The sequence below is a fragment of the Sporomusa sphaeroides DSM 2875 genome (assembly GCF_001941975.2).
GTDB classification, from domain to species: Bacteria; Bacillota; Negativicutes; order Sporomusales; family Sporomusaceae; genus Sporomusa; species Sporomusa sphaeroides.
The window spans coordinates 340,898-362,173 of sequence record NZ_CP146991.1; the positions used below are offsets into that span (position 1 = coordinate 340,898).

Annotated in this window: 18 protein-coding genes and 1 riboswitch; of the genes, 16 read left to right on the forward strand and 2 right to left on the reverse strand. The window is 46.2% G+C overall.

The window, feature by feature from the left end:
- The first annotated feature begins 53 nt into the window (after positions 1-53).
- Complete coding sequence (locus SPSPH_RS01470; protein ID WP_075752543.1) at positions 54-752, forward strand: hypothetical protein; 699 nt, start codon at positions 54-56, stop codon at positions 750-752.
- Positions 753-824: 72 nt separating this feature from the next.
- Positions 825-1,406: a hypothetical protein gene (locus SPSPH_RS01475; protein WP_075752545.1), complete on the forward strand. Its 582-nt coding sequence runs from the start codon at positions 825-827 to the stop codon at positions 1,404-1,406.
- Between the two features lie 204 nt (positions 1,407-1,610).
- Here the strand turns inward: SPSPH_RS01475 and trhA are convergent, their stop codons facing one another.
- Together trhA and SPSPH_RS01485 are read right to left on the reverse strand one after the other, a co-directional pair.
- Entirely contained in the window at positions 1,611-2,273 is a 663-nt protein-coding gene (gene trhA, locus SPSPH_RS01480) for a PAQR family membrane homeostasis protein TrhA (protein WP_083945347.1), read from the reverse strand.
- A gap of 515 nt (positions 2,274-2,788) precedes the next feature.
- A complete protein-coding gene (locus SPSPH_RS01485; RefSeq protein WP_075752547.1) occupies positions 2,789-3,124 on the reverse strand; it encodes a winged helix-turn-helix transcriptional regulator in 336 nt (111 codons plus the stop codon).
- Between the two features lie 106 nt (positions 3,125-3,230).
- Here SPSPH_RS01485 and SPSPH_RS01490 point away from each other — a divergent pair, with 106 nt between their 5' ends.
- From SPSPH_RS01490 to larA, 14 genes are all read left to right on the forward strand, one after another.
- Positions 3,231-3,554 (forward strand): TIGR04076 family protein, encoded by a 324-nt coding sequence (locus SPSPH_RS01490; protein ID WP_075752549.1) that lies wholly within the window; start codon positions 3,231-3,233, stop codon positions 3,552-3,554.
- A 140-nt stretch (positions 3,555-3,694) separates the two neighbouring features.
- A riboswitch (cobalamin riboswitch) is annotated at positions 3,695-3,899 on the forward strand.
- 237 nt (positions 3,900-4,136) lie between these two features.
- Positions 4,137-5,075 carry a nickel ABC transporter permease gene (nikB, locus tag SPSPH_RS01495; RefSeq protein WP_075752551.1) on the forward strand — a complete coding sequence of 313 codons (939 nt, stop codon included), beginning with the start codon at positions 4,137-4,139 and terminating at the stop codon, positions 5,073-5,075.
- Positions 5,076-5,081: 6 nt separating this feature from the next.
- Positions 5,082-7,502: a nickel transporter permease gene (gene nikC, locus SPSPH_RS01505; protein WP_083945348.1), complete on the forward strand. Its 2,421-nt coding sequence runs from the start codon at positions 5,082-5,084 to the stop codon at positions 7,500-7,502.
- 4 nt (positions 7,503-7,506) lie between these two features.
- On the forward strand, positions 7,507-8,295 hold the full coding sequence (locus tag SPSPH_RS01510; RefSeq protein WP_198930878.1) for an ABC transporter ATP-binding protein: 789 nt from the start codon (positions 7,507-7,509) through the stop codon (positions 8,293-8,295).
- Positions 8,288-9,238 carry an ABC transporter ATP-binding protein gene (locus tag SPSPH_RS01515; protein ID WP_075752553.1) on the forward strand — a complete coding sequence of 317 codons (951 nt, stop codon included), beginning with the start codon at positions 8,288-8,290 and terminating at the stop codon, positions 9,236-9,238. The genes SPSPH_RS01510 and SPSPH_RS01515 overlap by 8 nt, the downstream gene beginning before the upstream one ends.
- Positions 9,239-9,252: 14 nt before the next feature.
- Positions 9,253-10,215 (forward strand): M14 family metallopeptidase, encoded by a 963-nt coding sequence (locus SPSPH_RS01520; RefSeq protein ID WP_075752555.1) that lies wholly within the window; start codon positions 9,253-9,255, stop codon positions 10,213-10,215.
- A gap of 323 nt (positions 10,216-10,538) precedes the next feature.
- Positions 10,539-11,429, forward strand: a complete 891-nt coding sequence (locus tag SPSPH_RS01525; protein WP_075752557.1) for a M23 family metallopeptidase — start codon at positions 10,539-10,541, stop codon at positions 11,427-11,429.
- Between the two features lie 239 nt (positions 11,430-11,668).
- The gene (locus SPSPH_RS01530) at positions 11,669-14,764 is read left to right on the forward strand and encodes an AAA family ATPase (RefSeq protein WP_075752559.1); all 3,096 of its coding nucleotides are present in this window, start codon (positions 11,669-11,671) and stop codon (positions 14,762-14,764) included.
- A gap of 223 nt (positions 14,765-14,987) precedes the next feature.
- Positions 14,988-15,650, forward strand: coding sequence for a GntR family transcriptional regulator (locus SPSPH_RS01535; RefSeq protein WP_075752561.1), 663 nt, complete (start codon positions 14,988-14,990; stop codon positions 15,648-15,650).
- 127 nt (positions 15,651-15,777) lie between these two features.
- Entirely contained in the window at positions 15,778-16,545 is a 768-nt protein-coding gene (locus SPSPH_RS01540; RefSeq protein WP_075752563.1) for an AfsR/SARP family transcriptional regulator, read from the forward strand.
- A 121-nt stretch (positions 16,546-16,666) separates the two neighbouring features.
- Positions 16,667-18,115: a sodium:solute symporter family protein gene (locus SPSPH_RS01545; RefSeq protein ID WP_075752565.1), complete on the forward strand. Its 1,449-nt coding sequence runs from the start codon at positions 16,667-16,669 to the stop codon at positions 18,113-18,115.
- Positions 18,116-18,140: 25 nt separating this feature from the next.
- Positions 18,141-19,355, forward strand: coding sequence for an aconitase X catalytic domain-containing protein (locus SPSPH_RS01550; RefSeq protein ID WP_075752567.1), 1,215 nt, complete (start codon positions 18,141-18,143; stop codon positions 19,353-19,355).
- A complete protein-coding gene (locus SPSPH_RS01555) occupies positions 19,356-19,769 on the forward strand; it encodes an aconitase X swivel domain-containing protein (RefSeq protein ID WP_075752569.1) in 414 nt (137 codons plus the stop codon).
- A 74-nt stretch (positions 19,770-19,843) separates the two neighbouring features.
- The gene (larA, locus tag SPSPH_RS01560) at positions 19,844-21,139 is read left to right on the forward strand and encodes a nickel-dependent lactate racemase (protein WP_109298161.1); all 1,296 of its coding nucleotides are present in this window, start codon (positions 19,844-19,846) and stop codon (positions 21,137-21,139) included.
- The last annotated feature ends 137 nt before the right edge of the window (positions 21,140-21,276 follow it).

Sequence of the window (21,276 nt, forward strand, 5' to 3'; positions counted from 1 at the left end):
ACCGGGCTATGCCGTATTTCCCGCCAGATAGAGAGCAAGGAGGTTAATTGATAATGCATGACACGAATCTGCAATCCTTCCCCCGGCCCCTGGCCGGTTTGACTGTGCCCGGACTGGTTGGTGCGGCCGGTGCGGGGATACTGGGAAATATGGTGGCAGCTACGCTGCATACACGGGCGCGGCCGGGAGATCTGACCCTTTTGTCCATGGACTTGCTGGAAACCGTACTGCCGGGTGAACAATTGGATGTCACCGGCTACCGGCTGGAAGATACCTCGCTGACAGCGGCGGCCGTGATCACTGCGATTCTGTTTTTGCCCCTGGTCCTGTTGTATTTCCGTTTTGCTTTGCGGCCTGCCTGGGAAGAAAAAGCCGCTCTTGCCGCTAAAATCGCGGCCGGCGGCACCCTGGCCTTTATTGCCAGCTTGCTGGCGGCAGCCGGTGACTTTCAGGAGCAGGACGCCTGGTTGATGAGTGTTATTCCCCACACAGTGGCTGCTGTAACCTGTGCAGCGTCGGCCGCGATGAGCCTGCTGTTGCTGCGGCAGCCAACTATCCGGGCAATGACACCGTCATGGCTGCTGTTTCTGTCGGCAGCCGCAGCCGGCTTAGTGGCGCTGGCTTACCTGGGAGTGGCTGTTACCTCCCTGGATTCGGAGAGCGAGAACATTTTCTTTACATTGCCTCTTATGATTGGCCTTTACGCCGTCGTGTCCCTGTCGGCGCTTGTCTATCGGGATGAGCGTGTCTAACCTGCCATGCAATGGAAATGCCTCAATAATACGGATAAAGCTATAACTGCAACCGACTGAGGAGGGGTGGGGATGAAAAAAATATTGCAAAGTCTGCTGCTGGTGCTGTTGCTGACGGCACCGGCTGTGGCTGGCGCCGAAGGCGCGTCCCGTCCGACTGCGGCGGAAGCTATTTCTCCCTTGTCCTGCCGGCAGGGTACGGCCGGCAGCTGCGAAACCGAATGCCGTGAGGGTTTGCGGCTGGGCTTTGATACCCGGGGACTGGAAGTAATTACTCCCGGCCATGAGTATATGTTGGACGGAATGGTGTATTTTTCCCTGGAAAAAATGGCGCCTGTCAGCAATAACCGGGATAACGTATTACACAGGATAAAAAGCCGGGAAGGCCATGACCTTCGTCTGTTCACCTTAACCCCGTCCGAAGAGCACTCCTTGCTCCTGTCATATCCTGCGTGGCTTGTAGTGTATGACAAAGGCGAAAATGAGGACTCCAGGCATTGTGTGGACATATATGTCCATACAGACACGGCAGATTTCCGGCTTCATACAAGCGTATCGGTCGATTTTGCGACAGCCTATCACGATGAAATTGGCAGCAGGCTGGCAACCGTCGCTGTAAAAGAGCAGCCGCTCACACAGAGTACAGGGGCGTGAAGCGTGGGGACGTTCTTTTTGCTTCGGAGTTGCTACTCTTAATTATTCAATGACATAAAAACCATAGTAAGGCAGACGAAAAATTGTCTGCCTTACTATGGTTTTTATGTCATTGCTGATTATAGGCAATCCCGGCAGCAGCGGAACAGCTAGCGGCAATACCCTGAACGAAGTAAGGCATGCTGCTTGACCATCCAGGACTGGCTAACCCATCACTGGAATAGGCAGAACATATTTTAAAACAGCAACAAAATGGGCGATGCTGCCCGCAAGAACAAATAAATGCCAGATAGCATGGTTATATGGAATCTTGTGTACTAAATAAAATATAGCACCAACAGAATAAAAAAGGCCGCCGCCTACCAGCCAGTATATACCCTCAATCGGCAGCGTAACTAACAACGGCTTGATCATTACTACCGCAAACCATCCCATTAATAAATAGCATAAGGTTGAGAAAACCTTGAATCGGTTGACAAAAAATATTTGAAAAATGATCCCAATTATCGCGAGTACCCATATTACACTAAAGATTGTCCACCCCAGTGCGCCATGCAGCGGAATCAGAGTGAACGGTGTATAGTTGCCGGCAATCAGTACATAAATAGCTGCATGATCAAAAATCTTCAGGATATATTTTGCTCTTTCATTAGTAAAACTGTGATAAAGTGTTGATGACAAGTACAACAGCACCAAAGAAGTACCATAGATGATAACGCTTAGTAAATGCCATATACTTCCATTGTTATAGACTGATACCGTAAGCACACCAAGTCCGATTAGTGCAAAAATCGTTCCCACGCCATGTGTAGCAGCATTCAATATTTCTTCTAGATTAACTTTCGCGGTCATTGCATTCTTTACCATCTACTCATCCCCTTCTGTGATTTATTGTCCATGGTTATTATCTCTTTCTGCTTCAAATTATAACCGAGGACACATGGCGGCTACTTTACCTTTGGAGTCCCCTTTACAGGTAATTTCAATATTATGATTGAAGGAATTAACGATTCCAAATCCACGCATTTCTGAGCAATCTAACTGCCGTTTCTTTGAAAAGAGGTTCCAGGCAATATATGGGCAATGTGCTGAGTCGGCATCTTACTATGAAGCGTACACAAAACGAGGAAATTTTGCAAGACGGCATCAAGGATAACATTCCGTAAACCGCTTGTTTGCCAAAAGGCTGCGTGAGTGTGTGCGGCTGTAAGAAGTTATTTTGGTTTCTCGAACACCCAAGTTACGATAGCATTTTGCCGCTGTCCCTCTGGGGCTTACTTGCATATCTTTTCATAGTATTCCTCATTTTCGATTTATCTTAATCTTAACTTGCTTCTCAGAAAAAATCTCGAGGAGAACAAAAGGCACCCGCAGAGTATCATCTATGGTTTATGTTTTTCTCCCCATTGACATATTAGTTCCATCAAAGGATAAAGTGATAGCCCCTTTTCAGATAAGCTGTATTCAACTTTTGGGGGAATCTGAGGATATTCTTCACGTGTGATTAGGCCATCATTTTCTAATTCTTTCAGTTGTACACTCAGGGTCTTATGTGAAATTGTACCGATCAGTCGTTGTAATTCATTATATCGAATTGGCTGTGCTTCAGCCAGCCAATACAAAATGACCATTTTCCATTTGCCGCTGATCATTGATAAAGTATAACCAAAGGGTGTATCTTTCAAGCTGTTGATTGGGCGTTGTTCTCTCATGCTCATAGTATCACTTACCTTTTCACCAGTATGCGGCATAAAAGTGCATACTTCAAGTTATTTCCTTTTCATTGTAAGATATAGCTATACTTAATGTAAAGGAGCAGAATGCATGAACAAGTGTAAAATTGAAGTTATTAAAACTACATTTGATGAAGAATTAGCGAGAGCCTATGGCTGCAAGGGACTGGGGAAATGTCCAATGCATAAAGTTGGCGATATCTATTATGGCGATTACGCTAAACCGGAAGGGCTATGTGATGAAGCCTGGAAAGCCATGTATCAATATGTATTTGCCCTGGCACATGGGAGTGATATTTTTTATTATGGTGATTGGATCGATAAGCCTGGAGTGGCAATCTGCAGCTGTAATGATGGGCTAAGACCAGTTATTTTCAAGATCACAGCCACAGATCAGGTATCAAACAAAAATTAGCAGCAAACCAATATAAGTAACCATTCTTGATTTTGGACAGTGCTTTTGAGAAAGTAAGGCAAAAATAAAGTTATTGCCTAAAGTGTATTTTTATGTTATTTTTATAGACAATACAGTGAATCGGTAAATATAGGTTACAATTGTATATTGTAGAAGCAGGTGCCCTCCGGGGCTTAATAGGGAAGACCGGTGAAGACGGATGCTTGGCATCCTTCGAGTCCGGCGCGGTCCCGCCGCTGTAACGGTGAGTTTTGTCTCCATGATGCCATTAGGATCAACATCCTGAGAAGGCGAGGCAAAGCGATGAACCGTAGCCAGAAGAACTGCCTGTTTAGCAATCACCGAATATGGATAGCTGCTGTTGTCTATCCATGGAACCCGCGAGCGATGGGGAAGGGGATTTTTGCATATGGCTGCGCCGTATTGAAATTCCTGACGTATTGTCAGGAATTTTTATTTACGGGACAATATGTGGACAAAGTCTTCCGCTTACGCGGAGGACTTTTATATTTATTACGTAAGTGCAATCGGGCTTTATTGGACAGATGGCGCCGATTGCAGAAGGAACAGGAGTGATGGAGTATTCTTAAGCGACAATTGTTGCAGCGGCTTTTTCAAATCGTCATCGTACTTTTTGGTATTAGTTTTTTAAGTTTTCTGCTCATTTATCTGGCGCCCGGAGATCCGGTGCGGGCCATGTTCGCCGTTACCGGCAATATTCCATCAGAAGAAATACTGGAAGATATGCGGGAACAAATGGGGCTGAACCGCCCGTTTCTGGTGCAGTATGGACATTGGCTGATGAACTGCCTGCAAGGAGACTTTGGCACTTCTTATTCTCAGGGCAAGCCGGTGTCCGAGATGCTGGCGGTGCGGGTTCTGCCCACATTGCAGCTGGCGCTTTTGTCCCTGGTGATGATGCTGGTGATGGCGGTACCGGCAGGAGTGCTATCGGCCTTGCATCAAAACCGGTTTTTGGATTATTTTATCCGGGCGGTTACCTTCACCGGCATTTCTTTGCCGAATTTCTGGGCGGGGCTGCTGCTCATTTACTTTGTGGCGCTTAAACTGGAATTGCTGCCGGTTGTTTCCACCGGCATGGGCTTGCAGAAGATGATTCTGCCAGCCTTTACCCTGGCCTTTGCCATGGCAGGGAAATATGCGCGTCAGGTTCGCGCGGCTATATTGGAGGAAATGAGTCAGGACTATGTCTATGGAGCTTTGGCTAGAGGATTATCGGAAACAGTTGTGCTGTGGCGGCACGTTATCCCCAATGCCATGCTGCCGCTCTTAACGCTGCTGGGGCTGTCCCTGGGTTCACTGCTTGGCGGCACAGCGGTTGTTGAAGTCATTTTTTCCTATCCGGCACTGGGCAGCCTGGCCATCAACGCCATTACGTCGATGGACTACCCCTTGATTCAGGGATATGTCTTGTGGATTGCCCTGATTTATATGATCGTTAATTTGGCAGTGGATGTTTCTTACAGTTTTCTGGATCCACGCCTCAGGAAAGGGGTATAACCGGCGATGGCGCGGAGCAGATGTCAATTTTACATATTTCTGGCCTTGGTGTTAGGCATCGTGGCAGTGGCGGTGTTTGCCCCGCAGATTGCTACCCATGATCCGGGACAGGCTGTGTTGACTGCAGCCAACAAACCACCGAGCAGCGAACACTGGTTTGGCACCGATCGTATGGGGCGGGATTTGTTCTCGCGGGTTATTTATGGTACCCGCACCTCGCTGGCTTCGACTTTGGTTTTAGTGGTAAGTATCTTTACCGTAGGCGGTGTGCTTGGGGTTGTGTCCGGCTACATGGGCGGCAAAACCGATACGGTAATCATGCGTATTTCCGATATGATGGTATCCTTTCCCGGCATGGCGCTGGCCATCGCGATGGCAGGCATCATGGGGCCGAGCATCACCAATGCCGTAATCGCTATCACTATGGTTAGCTGGACCAAGTACGCAAGACTGGCCCGCAGCCTGGTGCTAAAGGTCAAGCATCAAGATTATATTTTGGCTGCCATTATGTCTGGTTCCCGCACGCGGTATATCCTTTGGCGATATATGCTGCCTTCGGTTTTACCCACCTTAGCCATTACTGCCGCGACCGATATGGGGGGGATGATGCTGGAGCTTGCCGCTTTCTCGTTTTTGGGGCTGGGCGCACAGTCCACCTCGATTGAGTGGGGATATATGCTCAATGAAGGCCGGGCCTATCTGGAAGCTGCCCCCTGGCTGATGCTTTTTCCCGGGCTTGCCATTTTCATTACGGTGGTGGCATTCAACTTATTAGGGGACAGCTTGCGGGATATTCTTGACCCGAAGGAGCAAATTAATATTTTTCAGAAAAAAAGGAGAGTACCAAACATGAACAAGCAAATCAAGGCTGCAGCTTTGCTGCTGATTGTCTGCATGCTGGCTGTCACAACAGGCTGCGGCGGCAATTCACAGCAAGCAGCTGCCACCAACAATCATCTGAAATTTGGCTGCTACAATTATTCAGATTCCTTCGACCCGGCCAATAATGAAAATTCCAGTTGGGTCGCGATGCGTTTTGCTGTCACCGAGAGTCTTTTCCGTTTTTCCGATAAGGTGGTAGCCGAGCCTAATCTGAGCGACAGTTATCAGGTTTCGGACGATTACACCACCTGGACACTTCATATTCGCAAGGGCGTCAAGTTCTCCAACGGCAACGATGTTACCCCTACAGCCGTCAAGGCGTCTATTGAGCGCCTGTACAAAAATACCGATACTGCGCAGGGCGGCAAAGGCAACTCCAAGCCAAAGGGTTATTTGATTTACAATTCCATTACGGCAGATGACGCAGCTGGAACGGTAACCATCGTGTGCAGTAAGCCTACCTCTAATATCCCCGGCATTCTGTCACACCCTTATTTCGCCATTATTGATGCGTCTGTGGCTGACAAGGAAATTATCGGGACAGGGCCGTATAAGGTGGACAGTTTTAAAGCCGGTGTCAGTGTGGAGATGTCCCGCAATCCGCATTACTGGAATGGAGCTGCTCCTTATGAAAAGGTTACGGTTATGTTTATTGATGACAGCTCCACCAAGGCCATGGCGCTGAAGCGGGGCGATGTTGATCTGGTCGAGAATATTACCACTGCCAGTGATTTGAAATCGCTTTCCAGCGACAATGCCTATTATGTTTCCACGGCGGCGGGTGTGCGTACCGCCAACGCCTATATGAATTTCCACGGGGTACTGAAAAATGACGCATTGCGTCAGGCTATTATGATGGCGTTGGATAAGCAAACCATGTGTGATATCACGACATCAGGCATGTATAAGCCGGGCATTTCGGTATTGCCTTCTTCCCTGGCTTATAATTATGACAAGCTGACCAATCCGTTTCCCTTTAACAAACAGGCGGCTATAGCCCTCTTGGACCAGGCAGGCATTGTAGACAAGGACGGTGACGGCTGGCGCGAGCTTGACGGGAAAATGATCAATCTGGATCATGTTGCCTTTACCAGCCGTAATCTGAACGACTTTGCCGAGGCCGTTGCTCTCCAGCTAGCCGAAATCGGCATTAAGGTAACAGTCAACATCCGCGATTATGACACTGCACTTGCCCTGTTAAAGGCCGGCGAGTTCGATCTGTGGACATGCAATACGCTTACTGTGGGTGTAGGTGATCCGCAAGCCTATTTGGGCAACTGGTACTCCGGTAACTCCGGCGGTTTCGGCTATTATTCCAATCCCAAGTATGATGCCGCTTTTGAGCAGCTGATGGTAGAGATGAACCAGGATCGCCGGGTGGAGCTTATTACCCAGCTGCAGCAGATTCTGATTGATGATGCCGCTACCATTGCTTATGGCTATTATAACAGCCGGATGTTCAGCCGGGCTAATAAGGTTACAGGGGCAGATATTGCCACTATCGACTACTACTGGCTGACTACCGGTATCAAGCCTGTAAGGTAATGCGATGATACTGCAGTTTCGTAATATATCGGTTGCCTATGGGGATGGGGGCCCATCCCTTACAGGCTTTACACTAGATGTGGCGGCGGGAGAGATTGTCGCGCTGGTGGGCGAAAGCGGCAGCGGCAAAACCACCGCCATCCGGACGGCCATTGGACTTTTACCCGGCGGCGGCGAAGTCGTCGACGGGGATATTCTGTTTAACGGAAAATCTCTGCTTACGTTATCGTCCAAGGAATGGCAGGCTTTGCGCGGCAGGCAAATGTCGATGATTTTTCAGGATTCGGGAGCTATGCTCAACCCCATCCGCCGGATTGGCAGTCAGTTTGTTGAATATATCCGCGCCCACCAGTCGGTGCAGAAGCAGGAAGCGTGGGAGCTGGGGCGGGTGATGCTGGAGCGCATGGGACTGCCCCATAGCGAAACCATCATGAATTCGTATACTTTTCAGCTTTCCGGCGGGATGCGCCAGCGGGTGGGCATCGCTATGGCGATGGTGTTTCAGCCGCGGATTCTGTTGGCTGATGAGCCTACCAGCGCCCTGGATGTTACAACCCAATCGCAGATTATCCGGCAGATGCTGGAGCTGCGCGGGAAATATGGCACTGCGATTCTGCTGGTAACCCATAACCTTGGTGTGGCTGCCTATATGGCAGACCGCATCATTGTCATGAAAGATGGCCGCATTGTTGAACAAGGAACCAGGGAGAGTCTTTTGCATCAGCCGGCTGCCTCTTATACCCGGGATTTACTGGAGGCTGTTCCGTCCATGAGGGGGGAACGCTATGTCTGACTTTATTCTGGAGGGCAAGGGCTTGACGCAGTGCTACAAAACCGATACCGGTCGTGTTCTTACCGCTTGCCGTGCTGTCGATGTCACGCTGCGCAAGGGAGAAACGCTGGGCATTGTGGGCGAGAGCGGCTGTGGCAAAAGTACGCTGCTGCGGATTCTGACCCAATTGGAACGTCCTGCTGAAGGCCGGTTGTTTTTCAATGGACAGGAGATCACTTTTCTCAAAGGCGAGTCTTTGCGCCGCAATCGCTGTCATATTCAAATGGTATTTCAGGATCCGGCTGCCAGTTTTTTTCCGCGAATGAAGGTCGGTGAAGCCATTACCGAACCGCTCCGCAATTTTCGTAAGCTTTCCCGGCAGGAGCTGCTGGACAAGCAAGCCGAGCTGTTGGAACTGGTGGGCTTGCCGGCAGAGTACGCGGACCGGTATCCTCATTCCATGAGCGGGGGCCAGCGGCAGCGGCTTGCCATAGCCAGGGCGTTGGCGCTTGATCCGGATATTCTGATATGTGATGAGGCCACTTCCGCCTTGGATGTGTCGGTGCAGCGGCAGATTATTGAACTGCTGGCAGACATTCAACGACAGCGCGGACTGTCGATCATTTTTGTTTGTCATGATCTGGCGCTCGTCCAGTCGATAGCGCACCGGGTAATGATTATGTATCTGGGCGGTGTTGTGGAAGCTCTGCCTGGTGATCAGGTGTGGAATCAGGCCTGCCATCCCTATTCCAAGGCACTCTTGGGTTCTGTTTTCGCAACAGATATGGATTTTGACAAGCCGCTCAATACGCTGGAAGGAGATGTGCCCAGTCCGCTTGATTTGCCGTGCGGCTGTTCCTTTCATACCCGCTGCCCCAGCTGCGTGGAAATTTGCAGGCATGAACAGCCGGCGCTGCGGGAGATTGCTTCAGAGCATCAAGCGGCGTGTCATCTATTATTATAAAAGGCGGGATAGCTATGAATACTTGGACAATATGCGGACAGGCAGTCGCATGCGGTGAAAAAAAGCAGATTATGCTGACTGCAGATATTGCCGGCTGCGAAATGCCGGCAGTGATGATCAAAGGGCAGAAGCCCGGAAAAACTGTTCTAATCACGGCAGCCGTTCATGGCGATGAATATCCGGGTATCATTGCGGCAATCAGAGCGGCAAATGAAATTGACTCGGCGGCTGTAACCGGACAAATTTTGATCATCCCTTGTGTTAACACAGCCGGATTTTGGGCAGGCAGCCGGTATGTGCCGTCAGATGGCGCCAATCTCAACGCCAACTACCCAGGTAAAACTGATGGGACAGCAGGTGAGCGAATCGCCGACTTTTTTGTCAGACATATATTTCCCCAAACAGACTTTATCATTGACTTGCATAGCGGGAGCGCCATGGAGCCGCTGACGCCATGCCTGTTTTTCCCGGATACCGCAGGCGATGTGGTGCGGCAGGCAGCGAAAGCCGCTGCTTATGTTACCGATATTCCGTATTTGATCGCTTCAACGGCAGCAACAGGCCACTACAGCTATGCTGCCAGCGCCTTGAAAATTCCGGGGCTGTTGTTGGAACGCGGCCATAGCGGCCTGTGCGAAGATAGTTGGGTCGAGGCATATTACCGGGATATCCGGCTTTTGCTCAGGCATCTGGCTGTATACCCTTATGAGGATAATAAGGCTGTATGCCCCAAAAAGGTGTTTCATAAAACTATCTATTTGTCTGCCGCGCATGCCGGTCTCTGGTTTCCTGTCATTACTGCCAATGCAGCCGTCAAGGAGGGCGATTTGCTCGGACGGATGGAGGATTTTTTCGGGAACACCATAGCTGAGTACCGGGCTCAAGCTGACGGCACAGTGTTTTATTATCGGGGAGGCTTGGCGGTAAAACAGGGTCAGGAGTTGGTGGCTTACGGCTTGGAGAGATATGCTGAATAGGGCAGCTGACGGCGTAAAACAGGCGGTTTTATAGTATAAACCGGAGGTAGGCAAAGACGATTTGGTTCAAGCACCGATACTGTTTATATTAACTAAGTGAACTTGTTGCAGCGGCTTCCGTTTAGGCCAAAGGCCTGGCGGTAAGTCGTTTTTTTATGCCGGAAAAATGAATATTTTTTGTAATAATACTATACAATATGTAAGTTTTCAGTAAAATCATCCAAGTTATGCATATTTTGTGAGTCTAGTGCTTATGATAATACTGGGGATAGTTTGAGTTAACAGACTAACTGTTAACCAACATTAGACCAGTAAGCGAGGTGATGTATTTGAAGCTGCCGCGAATAAGTAACAAGCAATGGGCCTGTCTGGGCGGGGTTGCGCTGCTGACCGGAGTTTGGATTGCTCCCGGGCCGAGGGTCTCGCCGGAGACGGTTGTGAAAACACCTGCAGCCGAAGAACAACAAGTGGTGGAACCACCCCCAACTGCCGCTGTCCAGTCAAGTCAGCAGCCAATCCAAAAATATACGGTAGTGGCTGGAGACACTTTGAGTGGTATTGCTCAGGAACATGGCATTGACCTTGATACACTAATGGCGGCAAACCCTGGCATCAGCGACCTTATTCACCCTGGTGACCAACTGGATATAGTGGCCAATAAGGGCGTAATTTACCAGGTAAATACCGGAGATACCTTATGGGATATTGCGCATACATATGGTATACGGGTGGAGGAAATCAAGTCAGCCAATAGTAAACAGGATGATCATCTTGCTGTTGGCGAAAAACTTTTCATTCCCGGAGCACGTTGGGCCAGAGCCGAAACGGCGGTAGCGCGGGCCACGGTCAGCCGGTTTATTTGGCCGACCAGGGGCGAAGTATCCTCTCCGTTTGGCTGGCGCTGGGGCCGACTCCATGCCGGTGTTGATCTTGCCAACGATATTGGCACCCATGTTATGGCTGCCCGGGCAGGGAGAGTCATCTGGGCCGGATGGCGGGGCGGCTACGGCTACACTGTCATGTTGGATCATGGCGGCGGTTATGTCAGTCTCTATGGTCATCTGGACGATTATTTTGTTGAACGGGGCCAATATGTACGGGCAGGTCAACGGATTGCTTCCATGGGAAATACCGGCAATTCGACAGGTCCGCACCTGCATTTTGAAATCCAAAAAGACGGTGAGGCGGTAGACCCGATGGGGTTGCTGCCGTAAAAAAAAAAAGAGATTGCCATTGCGGCAATCTCTTTTTTTGAGGGGGATTGTCTTAAATCAGTTGTTAATTTGCCTAATAAAAACAACTTCCTCATCCAGTGTTTTAAGTCCATTACCGCTACAATGTAAAGATTTGTCGTAGCCTGGAGTCAAAAATATTGTTATAATCAAACTGTTCTAAACTTTGCGAGCGGTAGTTAACAATTAGAGTTCGTACCATAATGGGAGATGAAACTGTGATGGGCGAGTTAAACGCAGTATTATTGGGAAGTCCGGAAGTTTACTGGAATGGCAGGAAACTGGTTTTCCCTTTTGCCAAGAGTGAAGCGCTTCTTTATTACCTTTTAGTCAAGAAAAGTGCTTCGCGGGAAGAGTTGGCGGCACTATTATGGGGTGATATGGAGGACGCGGCAGCTAAGAAAAATTTGCGCAATACTATTTATCTGCTTAAAAAGCTGATTGCCGATGATTTTTTGTTGACACCATCACGGGCTAATGTGCTGCTGAATAGCCAAGCCATTGCTGCCAGCACCGATTTACAAGAATTTTTTGCTGCCGGGCTGGAGGAGTCGCTGGTTTTATACCGGGGAGAATTTTTAGCAGGCTTTGCCTGTAAGGACGCCGAGCTGTTTGAAACATGGTTAAGTGGTGAACGGGAGCAAATCAGAGAAGAACTGGTCTCCCGTTTTACCAAAATCATTGTAGGCAAGATGAATAATAAGGATTACGCAAGTGCCAAACGTTACCTGAAGCGTCTGATTGCCTTGGATGAACTTAATGAAAGCGCTTATCGCGCGCTAATGAAAATTTATGAACGCGAAGGCGCTTTTAATAAGGCTATTGATGTATATAGCGCACTTGCTGCAAAAGTTAGCGCTGAACTGGGATTAGAACCTGACGATAAAACAAAAGAAGTTTATAATCGTATTCGAGCGCGGAAATTCGTTAAGCCGGACAGACCGAAAGAGTTTGGCGGGGAAATATTTTTCGGACGGGAACGGGAATTAGCACTGCTTACCAATATGTATGAAAACTTTTGCGCCGGGCGGCAACCAAGGTCGCTGGTTCTGGTTTGTGGTGAACAGGGTGTGGGAAAGACGGCCATTGTGCAGCAGCTAACAGAGCGTGTGGGCAGTGGCAGTGTGCTTTTACGTACCCAGTGCTATCAAGCCGAACAAGAGTACCCCTATAAGGCGTGGAACCAAATTCTAGGTCAGGCATTGGGACTCTTGGGAGAAAGAGGCGTAGTATTGCCTGCCATGTGGCAGCAGGTAATATCCTATGTCTTTCCGGCCCTTGTCAACACTACAGTATCAGCCCCCCAGCACGGCTTAATCAATGCGTATGACATCCATGCCGGTATGGTGGAAGAAATCATGGGCGCCATACTTGGTCAGGCTGCCGGTCAGGGGAAACTGCTCTTGATTGTGGAAGATATTCAATGGCTTGATACTTCCGGGTGGACGGCGCTAAAATTTATTATCCGGGTCCTTGGCAGACAGGTATTGTGTATTGCTACCTGCCGCAGCGAATATCAGGAAGCCTGCGGGCGATTTACCGGAGAGTTTGAGAAGGCCGGTTTGCTGGAATATATTGTGTTAGAAAACTTTAGCCGGGAGGAAGTGGTCAGGTTTTCAACACAGGTGCTTCCGCCTGATAAGATACATGCCGAATTACAACAGAAGCTTTATGAATATACAGAGGGAAATGCGCTGTTTTTAGTGGAGTGCTTCAAGCTTATTCAGTTAGGACAGGAACTGGGGCTTTCGGCACGATTGCGCGGCGTTTTGCAGGAACGGTTCAATGCTGTTTCGGACAATGCCCGGAAAGTACTTGAAGTTATTTCAGTTTTTTTCAGCGATATTAGTTATGATGAGATCTTCGCCGTCTGTGGTATGGATGAATTCGGGATTGTGGAAGCTATTGAAGAAATTCAGCAAAAACATTTGATTCAGGAAGTAGATAGCGCGGCACTGGGGCGTAGAGGACCTATTTATAAATATAGCCATACGCGAATCCGGGAGTATGTGTACTCCCAGTTGTCATCTCTCAGGCAGCGAATGCTGCACAGAAAAGCCGGAACCTACCTGGAGGGATTGCTGGAGCGGGATTTCCGAGGCCAGGATTTATATTCGGAAATTTTGTATCATTATTCCCAGATTGAGGAGAAAGTCAAAGTACTGGAATACACTGTTAAAATAGCCGAGCGGTATTCTTGCCCGCAGTATGAACTATTCCCTGACCTTAGTGAAATTCTTCGGGGTGGTAACGCCTGTGTTTTTGATGATGGTGCACAAATACTGCGGCAGCTGGACAATATCCGGGAGCTCTTAGTCGCACTGGAGCACAGCACGGTGGATAAAAGGGGCATAAGCAGGTTTCGTGTCGCGTATTTAGAAATGTTAGGGCGGTATTATATTTGGCAGGGTAATCATCGGGAGGGTCTCAAAGCCATTCATCAAATGCTGCGTTTGTCAGCCAAGTGGAATTTTGACGATTACCTGATTAAAGGGTATCAGCAGGTCGTATATTGTGGGATTCAAATTCGCCATCCAAGATTAATCGAATGGTTTGCCGGGAAACTGCTTAAGAAAGCCGATGAGGAAAATTTAGCGGAAAAGACAGCTATTGTATCCAGATTTTTGGGAATAGCTCATGCTTTACGGCGAGAGCAGGAACTGGCAGAACAGTGTTACCGGCAGTCATTATCCGTGTTTAAGCGGCTGGGAGAAGAAAATTCTAATTATAGTTTGCATATGGCAGCCGCCTATAATTATATCGGTGAGCTCAGGCGGACGGATGGCAACCTGGCAGAAGCCTTATATTATTATGAACAGGCTATACGCATAACCGGCAAACATACCGTTAGTGCCGGGTTTTCCATCTTTCTCATCAACGCCGGGTTTGCTGCCTATGAGTTGGGCGAATACGGTAAGTCTTATCAATACCTTGAGGACGCCTTAGGTCTAGGCCAGCGGTTTGGGGACCAGCGTGGCTATTGGTGTCTCAGGTGCTATTCAACACTGCACTCTTTACTGGCATTACTGGCTATCAGGGATAAGCGGCCGGAGGCAGGACGGCAGCATTTAAAAACAGCCGATTCAATTTTACAAAGGCATTATGATGCCTACCAAGCCGGAGTAATCTTGCGGACAAAACTCCAGCTTGCTATCTGGATGCAGCAAGACGGTAAGCTTAGGCAAGCCTTCAGGGATTATTTGCCGTTGCCGGTTGAAGAATATTACCGGCGGGGGAAGGAAATTTTTCTGCATTTGGATAGTGTGCTCGATCAGCGGTTACTGGATGAAGTCTATGCGGGTTATAAGGGGAGTTAGTGCTTGTTTTGGAGCATCGCCTGATTATAAAAACTCCTGTTAATTTTATTAATTTAACAGGAGTTTTAGCTTTTTATAGTAAATGTATAATTTATAAATTTTATCAATCTGCTTAAGTTTGAATTTTTAAGTTGCTAGATAACTGAAAATTCTATCGTTTAATATTGACAGTATTTAATATAGATAAGTATACTAATGGTATACAAGTTGGTAGGAGGATCATGTGTTTAAATTAAGTCAGGAAATAAATAATCCACAGAAAAAAACATTAACAAAAGTGGCCTATCAAAAAATTCTAGATATGATTATTGATGATGAAATACCTTCTGGTGGCATTTTAAGTGAAAATGTATTGGCAGATTTATTAGGGATGAGCAGAACACCTATTAGAGAAGCCTTAAGGATGTTGCAAAAAGATGATTTAATTGAAGTAATTCAGGGGAGTGGAACGTTTGTTAAAAGCGTTACGGAAAAAGAACTTTCCGACCTTTTTTCAGTTAGAATTAGCCTTGAATGCTTAGCCGTAGAAAAAGCCATTCATTATATTGATGATCAGCAAATTAATAAAATGATAGCCGAGTGGGAAGCACTGAAACATAATACTAATATAAATTGGAAGCAGGTTGTATCATCAGATAATGAACTGCATCGTATGATTATATATAAGAGTCATAACAATATCTTAAAACATATATATAATTTATTAAACAGTAAAATTCTTAGATATCAGCGGCTAGCGGCTAAATCATTGGGGAATTCGGAAGTAACTATACTTCAGCATCTCGAATTATTAAGGCTATTAAAAGCAAAAGATAGTAATTTGATTTGTGCTAGTTTGGAAAATCACTTAATACAGTCGAAAGAATACATTATGAAGAATATGTAAGAAAAAAATTTTAAAGCAACTTGTATACAAGTTGAATACATATAGTTTTATCTGATAAAAGGTATAGTTGAGCTTTTTTGACAGAATATTTAGTAGTTTCATTCTAATTTCACAGGAGATGATTTTTATGTGTATGTTACGGGTCGTAATGTTTGGAACACCTGCTATTTACTGGAATGATAATAAAGTATTTTTCCCATTTGCGAAAATGGAGGCGGTACTATATTATTTGTTAGTTGAGGGCGAATGTACACGTGATAAGTTAGCAATGTTGCTTTGGGGAGAAAAGGCGGATCAGGATGCGAAAAAGAACTTAAGGAATACAATTTATTCAATCAAAAAAATGATATCACCTGAATTGTTTATTACACCAACTCGAAAAATGATTTCTCTCAATAGTAAGTTGATTTATGCAACAGATATTGAATTATTGAATAAATCGGATGTACAGGATTTTTTGCAAAAGCAATCCGGGGATTTCCTAGAAAATTTTTACTGCAGAGATGCGGAGTTATTTGACGATTGGGTTATGGCAAAGCGTCTGGAATTTAAAGAAATAATGATAACGCGTCTCACTAGTGGCATACTGAATTTTATACATAATAAACAATACACAGATGCGAAAAAGCACATTAAGCAATTAATAAAAATAGATGAGTATAACGAGAGTGCCTATCGTTTATTGATGAAGATTTACGAACGTGAAGAAGCTTTTTATAAGGTCACTGAAACTTATCATAAATTAGAAAAAAAATGGGCTGATGAACTGAATTTATGTCCTAGCAATAAAACTAAGGAAATATATGCAAGAGTGGCTCAACAGCATAAACAGAGATTAGATGCACTTGAACAAATTACCAAATTTGCAAGAGATTTGACGATAATTTGGCGTTGATTTTGCGATAACTGTAATATTATGTTTGTGGTAACGATAGTATTTTTCAATCTGGGAAAAGGGGCAAGGTAAAACAGTAAAGCAACCCTAAAAAATCTAAAATTAAGGAGTGAAAATTAGTATGAATGTGTATTCGGTCAGCATGATAGTTTACTTTATTATCGCTTTCGCCATTGCGATTATCTATAGTCGCAAAAGAACGACATCTAATGAAGATTTCTTTTTAGGGGGACGGCAGTTTGGAATAGTTTTCGTATTTTTTACAATGATGGCAACGTTTTTGGGGGCCGGTACAACTGTGGGAACAACAGCGTGGATATGGAAACGCGGGTTGTCGCAGGTGTGGATGACTGCGGGATACGCAGTGGTGTTTTTGTTTATCGGGCTGTTCTTGGCCGCGCGTGTCCGGCGGTTTGGCACTTATTGTAACGCCTATACCTTTGCCGATTTTTTGGAGATGCGCTATAACAAATCGGCTCGTTACATAGGTGCTACTTTGATGTGGTTTGCGTTTATGTCAATTGCTGCGTTTCAGTATATGGGTATAGGCAGAATTATTAATACCGTTACAGGCATTGACTACAATATCGCAGTATTGATTGCCGCCCTGATTACTATCTTGTATACTTCGTATGGCGGTATGTGGGCAATTGCCATAACCGGGGTAGTTAAAGGTGCATTGGTCTTTATCGGTATTCTTATTATGGCTCCTGTTCTTTATATGAAGGCTGGAGGAATGGAAGGGATAGCAAGCGCTGTGCCTGTGCAGCATTTTAGTTTAGTTGGCTACATTTCGCCAGGGCAGGCTTTGACGTGGTTCCTGGTGTTCTTTTTAGGGATCATACCGATGCAGGACTGGTGGCAGCGGGTTTTAGCCGCCAAAGGTGAACGTGAAGCTCGCATGGGTTTAATGTATCTGGTAGCAGGCTTTGTGTTTATTGAAACGCTTATTTATATGATTGGATTTGCTGGCAAGGTTTTAGAACCCAATATTGCGAATCCGGAAAGCTTATTTCCAACTCTGGTAATCCACCATTTCAGTCCCTATATTGGCGGATTGCTGCTAGCGGCGCTAGTCGCTATTATTACCAGCACAGCCTCGGCTTGTTTGCTGGTTGCTTCAACCCATTTTACCCGTGATTTGTATAACGGGATCATCAAGCCAAATGCTACCGATGCCGAATTGTTGAAATTTTCAAAAATATCAACACTGGGCTTAGGCGTGTTAGTGTTAGTGTTTGTATTTGCCGCACCAGGCATGTTTGAGCTATTTGTAATCAGTGCGGATATTCTGGGGGCATCTCTGACGGTGCCGATATTGGCCGGTTTCTTTGTGCCCAGGGTTGGTGAAAAGGCTGGATTTTACGCTATGCTTGCCGGCATGATCGGCTGGGCTGTCAGTTATATGGGATGGCATCCTATGGGCTTTGGTCCGGCGGCAGTGGGGGGACTTTTCTCTCTCATTGCTGTCATCATTGGTATGATGGTATTGCCGCCTGCCGATCGAGCTGTTTTAGAAAAAATGGGATTGATGAAACCGGACGAAACTGTCAATGTAATTAAAGGATAAGAACTTGGTTTGGGGGATGAATGAGATGGAATTGACACAAATGGAACAAGAGATGCTGGCAGGAAAACATGGTGAGGGCGTTGCTTTAGCTATGAAAGTGCAGGTTGCAACAGGGGAAGCGTTTGGTGCTGCCCGTATGGTTCCTATTACCAGGGCCCATGTGGCTCTTAGCAATCAGGATGCAGATACATGGTTTGCCGAAAAAATGGCAAAGGCAGGTGCAAAATGTAAGATTGCCCCTACTGTTAATCCAGGATTTTCATTGAAATATTTCTGTGGTCATTGTCAGTCACAAAAGGCAATGACAGCAGAAGATGTAGATATGATGCACAGAACACATAATGTCTACAAGCAGCTGGGAGCCGTTCTGACTTACAACTGCACTCCTTATTTAGGCAGTAATATTCCTCAGTTTAAAGAAGTTATCGGGTTTTCGGAATCCAGTGCTACCCCCTATGTAAATGCGGTATGGGGAGCAAGAAGCAATCGGGAATCTTCGCTGAGTGCGTTATGTGCTGCTATTACCGGGCTAGTACCGGAATACGGGCTTTTGCTGGATGAAAACCGTAAAGGCGATATCCTGGTGGAAGTACAGGCCGATATGGATAAGGATTTTGCCTATCAAATGCTTGGCTATATGGGGAAAAAAATTGGACCGGGAATACCGGTATTTGTTGGCATAGCTAAACGTCCTACGCCGGAAGCCTTAATGAATTTAGGAGCACAGCTGAATACCTCAGGGGCTTACGGAATGTATCATATCGTAGGCGTAACGCCGGAGGCTCCGACGCTTGAAGCGGCATTTGGCGGCAAGGAACCGGCAAGAAAAGTGGTAATCACCAACCAGGACTTAAAAGAAATTCGCGACACTATTTCGCATGCACCAGGGCGTATTGATTTTGCCTTATTTGGTTGCCCGCATTTCAGTATTAATCAAATAAAGCAAGTGGCGGATATTGTTCAGGGGCAGAAGTTAGCTGTTGATTTATGGATCATGACTTCCGCTAATAATAAGTATCTTGCCGAGAGAATGGGACTTAAAGAAATTCTTAATGCGGCAGGTGCTGATATTGTAGAGGAAACCTGTATGGATCAGCCATGCTGGCATTTTTTGAAGGGGAAAGTCGGTATTACCGATTCACCTAAATTGGCATATTATCCGAAAAAACGCGGAATAAATTTTGTCATCAGGGATTTAGAAACCAGTGTTCAAGCTGCATTGAAAGGAGAAGTAGAATAAATGAAGGATAATTTTTTATGCCATAAGCTTTCAGAGGGTGTGGTTGAAGGTGAAGTACTCATATCCCAAGATGATATTTGTTACTATCTGGTTGATCCCGCTACAGGCAATGTAATTGAGAGTGGGCATGATATTGAAGGACAAAGCGTAGCGCAAAAGATATTGGTGTTTCCTGGCGGTAAAGGCAGTTCAGTTGTACAGGCAGACGGCCTGTTCCAGTTGTTAATGAAAAAAAATGCCCCCAAAGCCATGGTCATTAAAAACCCTGAGACAGTGTTGGTCACTAGTGGTATCATTATGGAAATTGCCATGGTGGATAAAGTGGAAGAACAGTTTTATAGCAGTATTAAAAATGGCGATATAGTTCGAGTAGATGCAAATAACGGTGAAATTGCGATATTGCGCAGAAAGTAGCAAATGCCAGAATACAGTGTTGGTACAGGATGCCAACACTGTATTCTTAACTAATGGGATAGGAGGCAACGAAAATGAAATGCCAGATGAAATTAATTGAAGTGCCATACGGGAACGAGACAGTAAGAGCATCGGTTTCTGCGGATTCGGTAATTTTTAATGGTACTATGCCCGAGTGTTCTCCGTTAGCTGACTTAGAAGCTGTGGTGCTTGCCAGACTAGATTGTCCGACTGGCTGTAAGCCGTTAAAAGAGTTGGTGTCACAGTCAGACAAAATTATGATTTTGGTGGAAGATAATACGCGGCAAACGCCGGTTAAACGCATTTTGCCTGTTTTGATTAATTATCTGGAGCAACACGGGGTTAAAGCCGGTCAAATTGAAATATTGATAGCAACAGGCACGCATCGTATTATGACTGAAGAAGAAATAATTGAGAAGGTAGGTTTGGATGTTTTTCGCAAGCTTAGAATTTATCAGCACGACTGTACAGAAAAAAGTGATATTGCCGACTTGGGTACTGTAGCAGCAGGGCAGAATAAGATACCGGTTCAGGTGAACAAACGGGCACTGGCTGTGGATTTTATTTTAGGTTTGGGTAATATTGTGCCACATTGTGATGCCGGTTATAGCGGCGGCGGCAAAATTGTGCAGCCTGGAATCTGTGGTATTGCTACTACGGCAAGCACGCATATTACAGGGGCATTGCTGGAAGAGATTCCGCTGGGTGATGCCGAGAATCCGTGCCGGTTAGGAATTGAAAAGGTAGCGGAGAGAGTAGGCTTACGATTCATCATCAACACAGTTATGAATGCCAATCAGGAAGTTGTCGATGTGGTCGCAGGCGACTTTGTTACAGCGCATCGCGAAGGGGCTAAAATAGCTGCCAAGGTTTACGGAGTAGATATACCGGCATTAGCTGATATAACAATTGTAAGTTCGCACCCGTGTAATATTGATTATTGGCAAGCTATGAAAGGTCTGGTTGCAGCTTATTTCACCGTTAAAAACGGTGGCTATATCATTTTCGTTTCTCCGTGTTATGAAGGACTTGAGCATAATCATCCGAAACTGAGAGAGTGGTTAAAATATTCCTATAAGGAAGGTTGTGATGTAGCCAGACATACAGTTTTGGATGATGAAAGTTCGGATTTGGTGGCGGCTGATATTGCTATTTGCAATGCCAGAATTCGTGAAAAAGCCAACATTTTGATTGTGAGTGACGGCTTGAGTCAGGAGGATATTGGTGTCCTTGGCTACGAAAAGTTTGATACGCTTCAGGCGGCAGTAGACTATGTATTGCAGAAAATTCCTAATGGGAAGATCGGAGTTCTGCCTCGCGGCGGAGATTGCCTGCCGATAAGGCGGTAATTCCAGTTGTTGTTTTCTGCTCAAAAAAAGCATTGACAAGTGCTGAATGCTTAACTTATAATATATTTAAAGTTAAGAAAATTTAAAATTGTAGAAATGCCTATAGCTATTAGAAATTAGGGGGCAAAACTCTATTT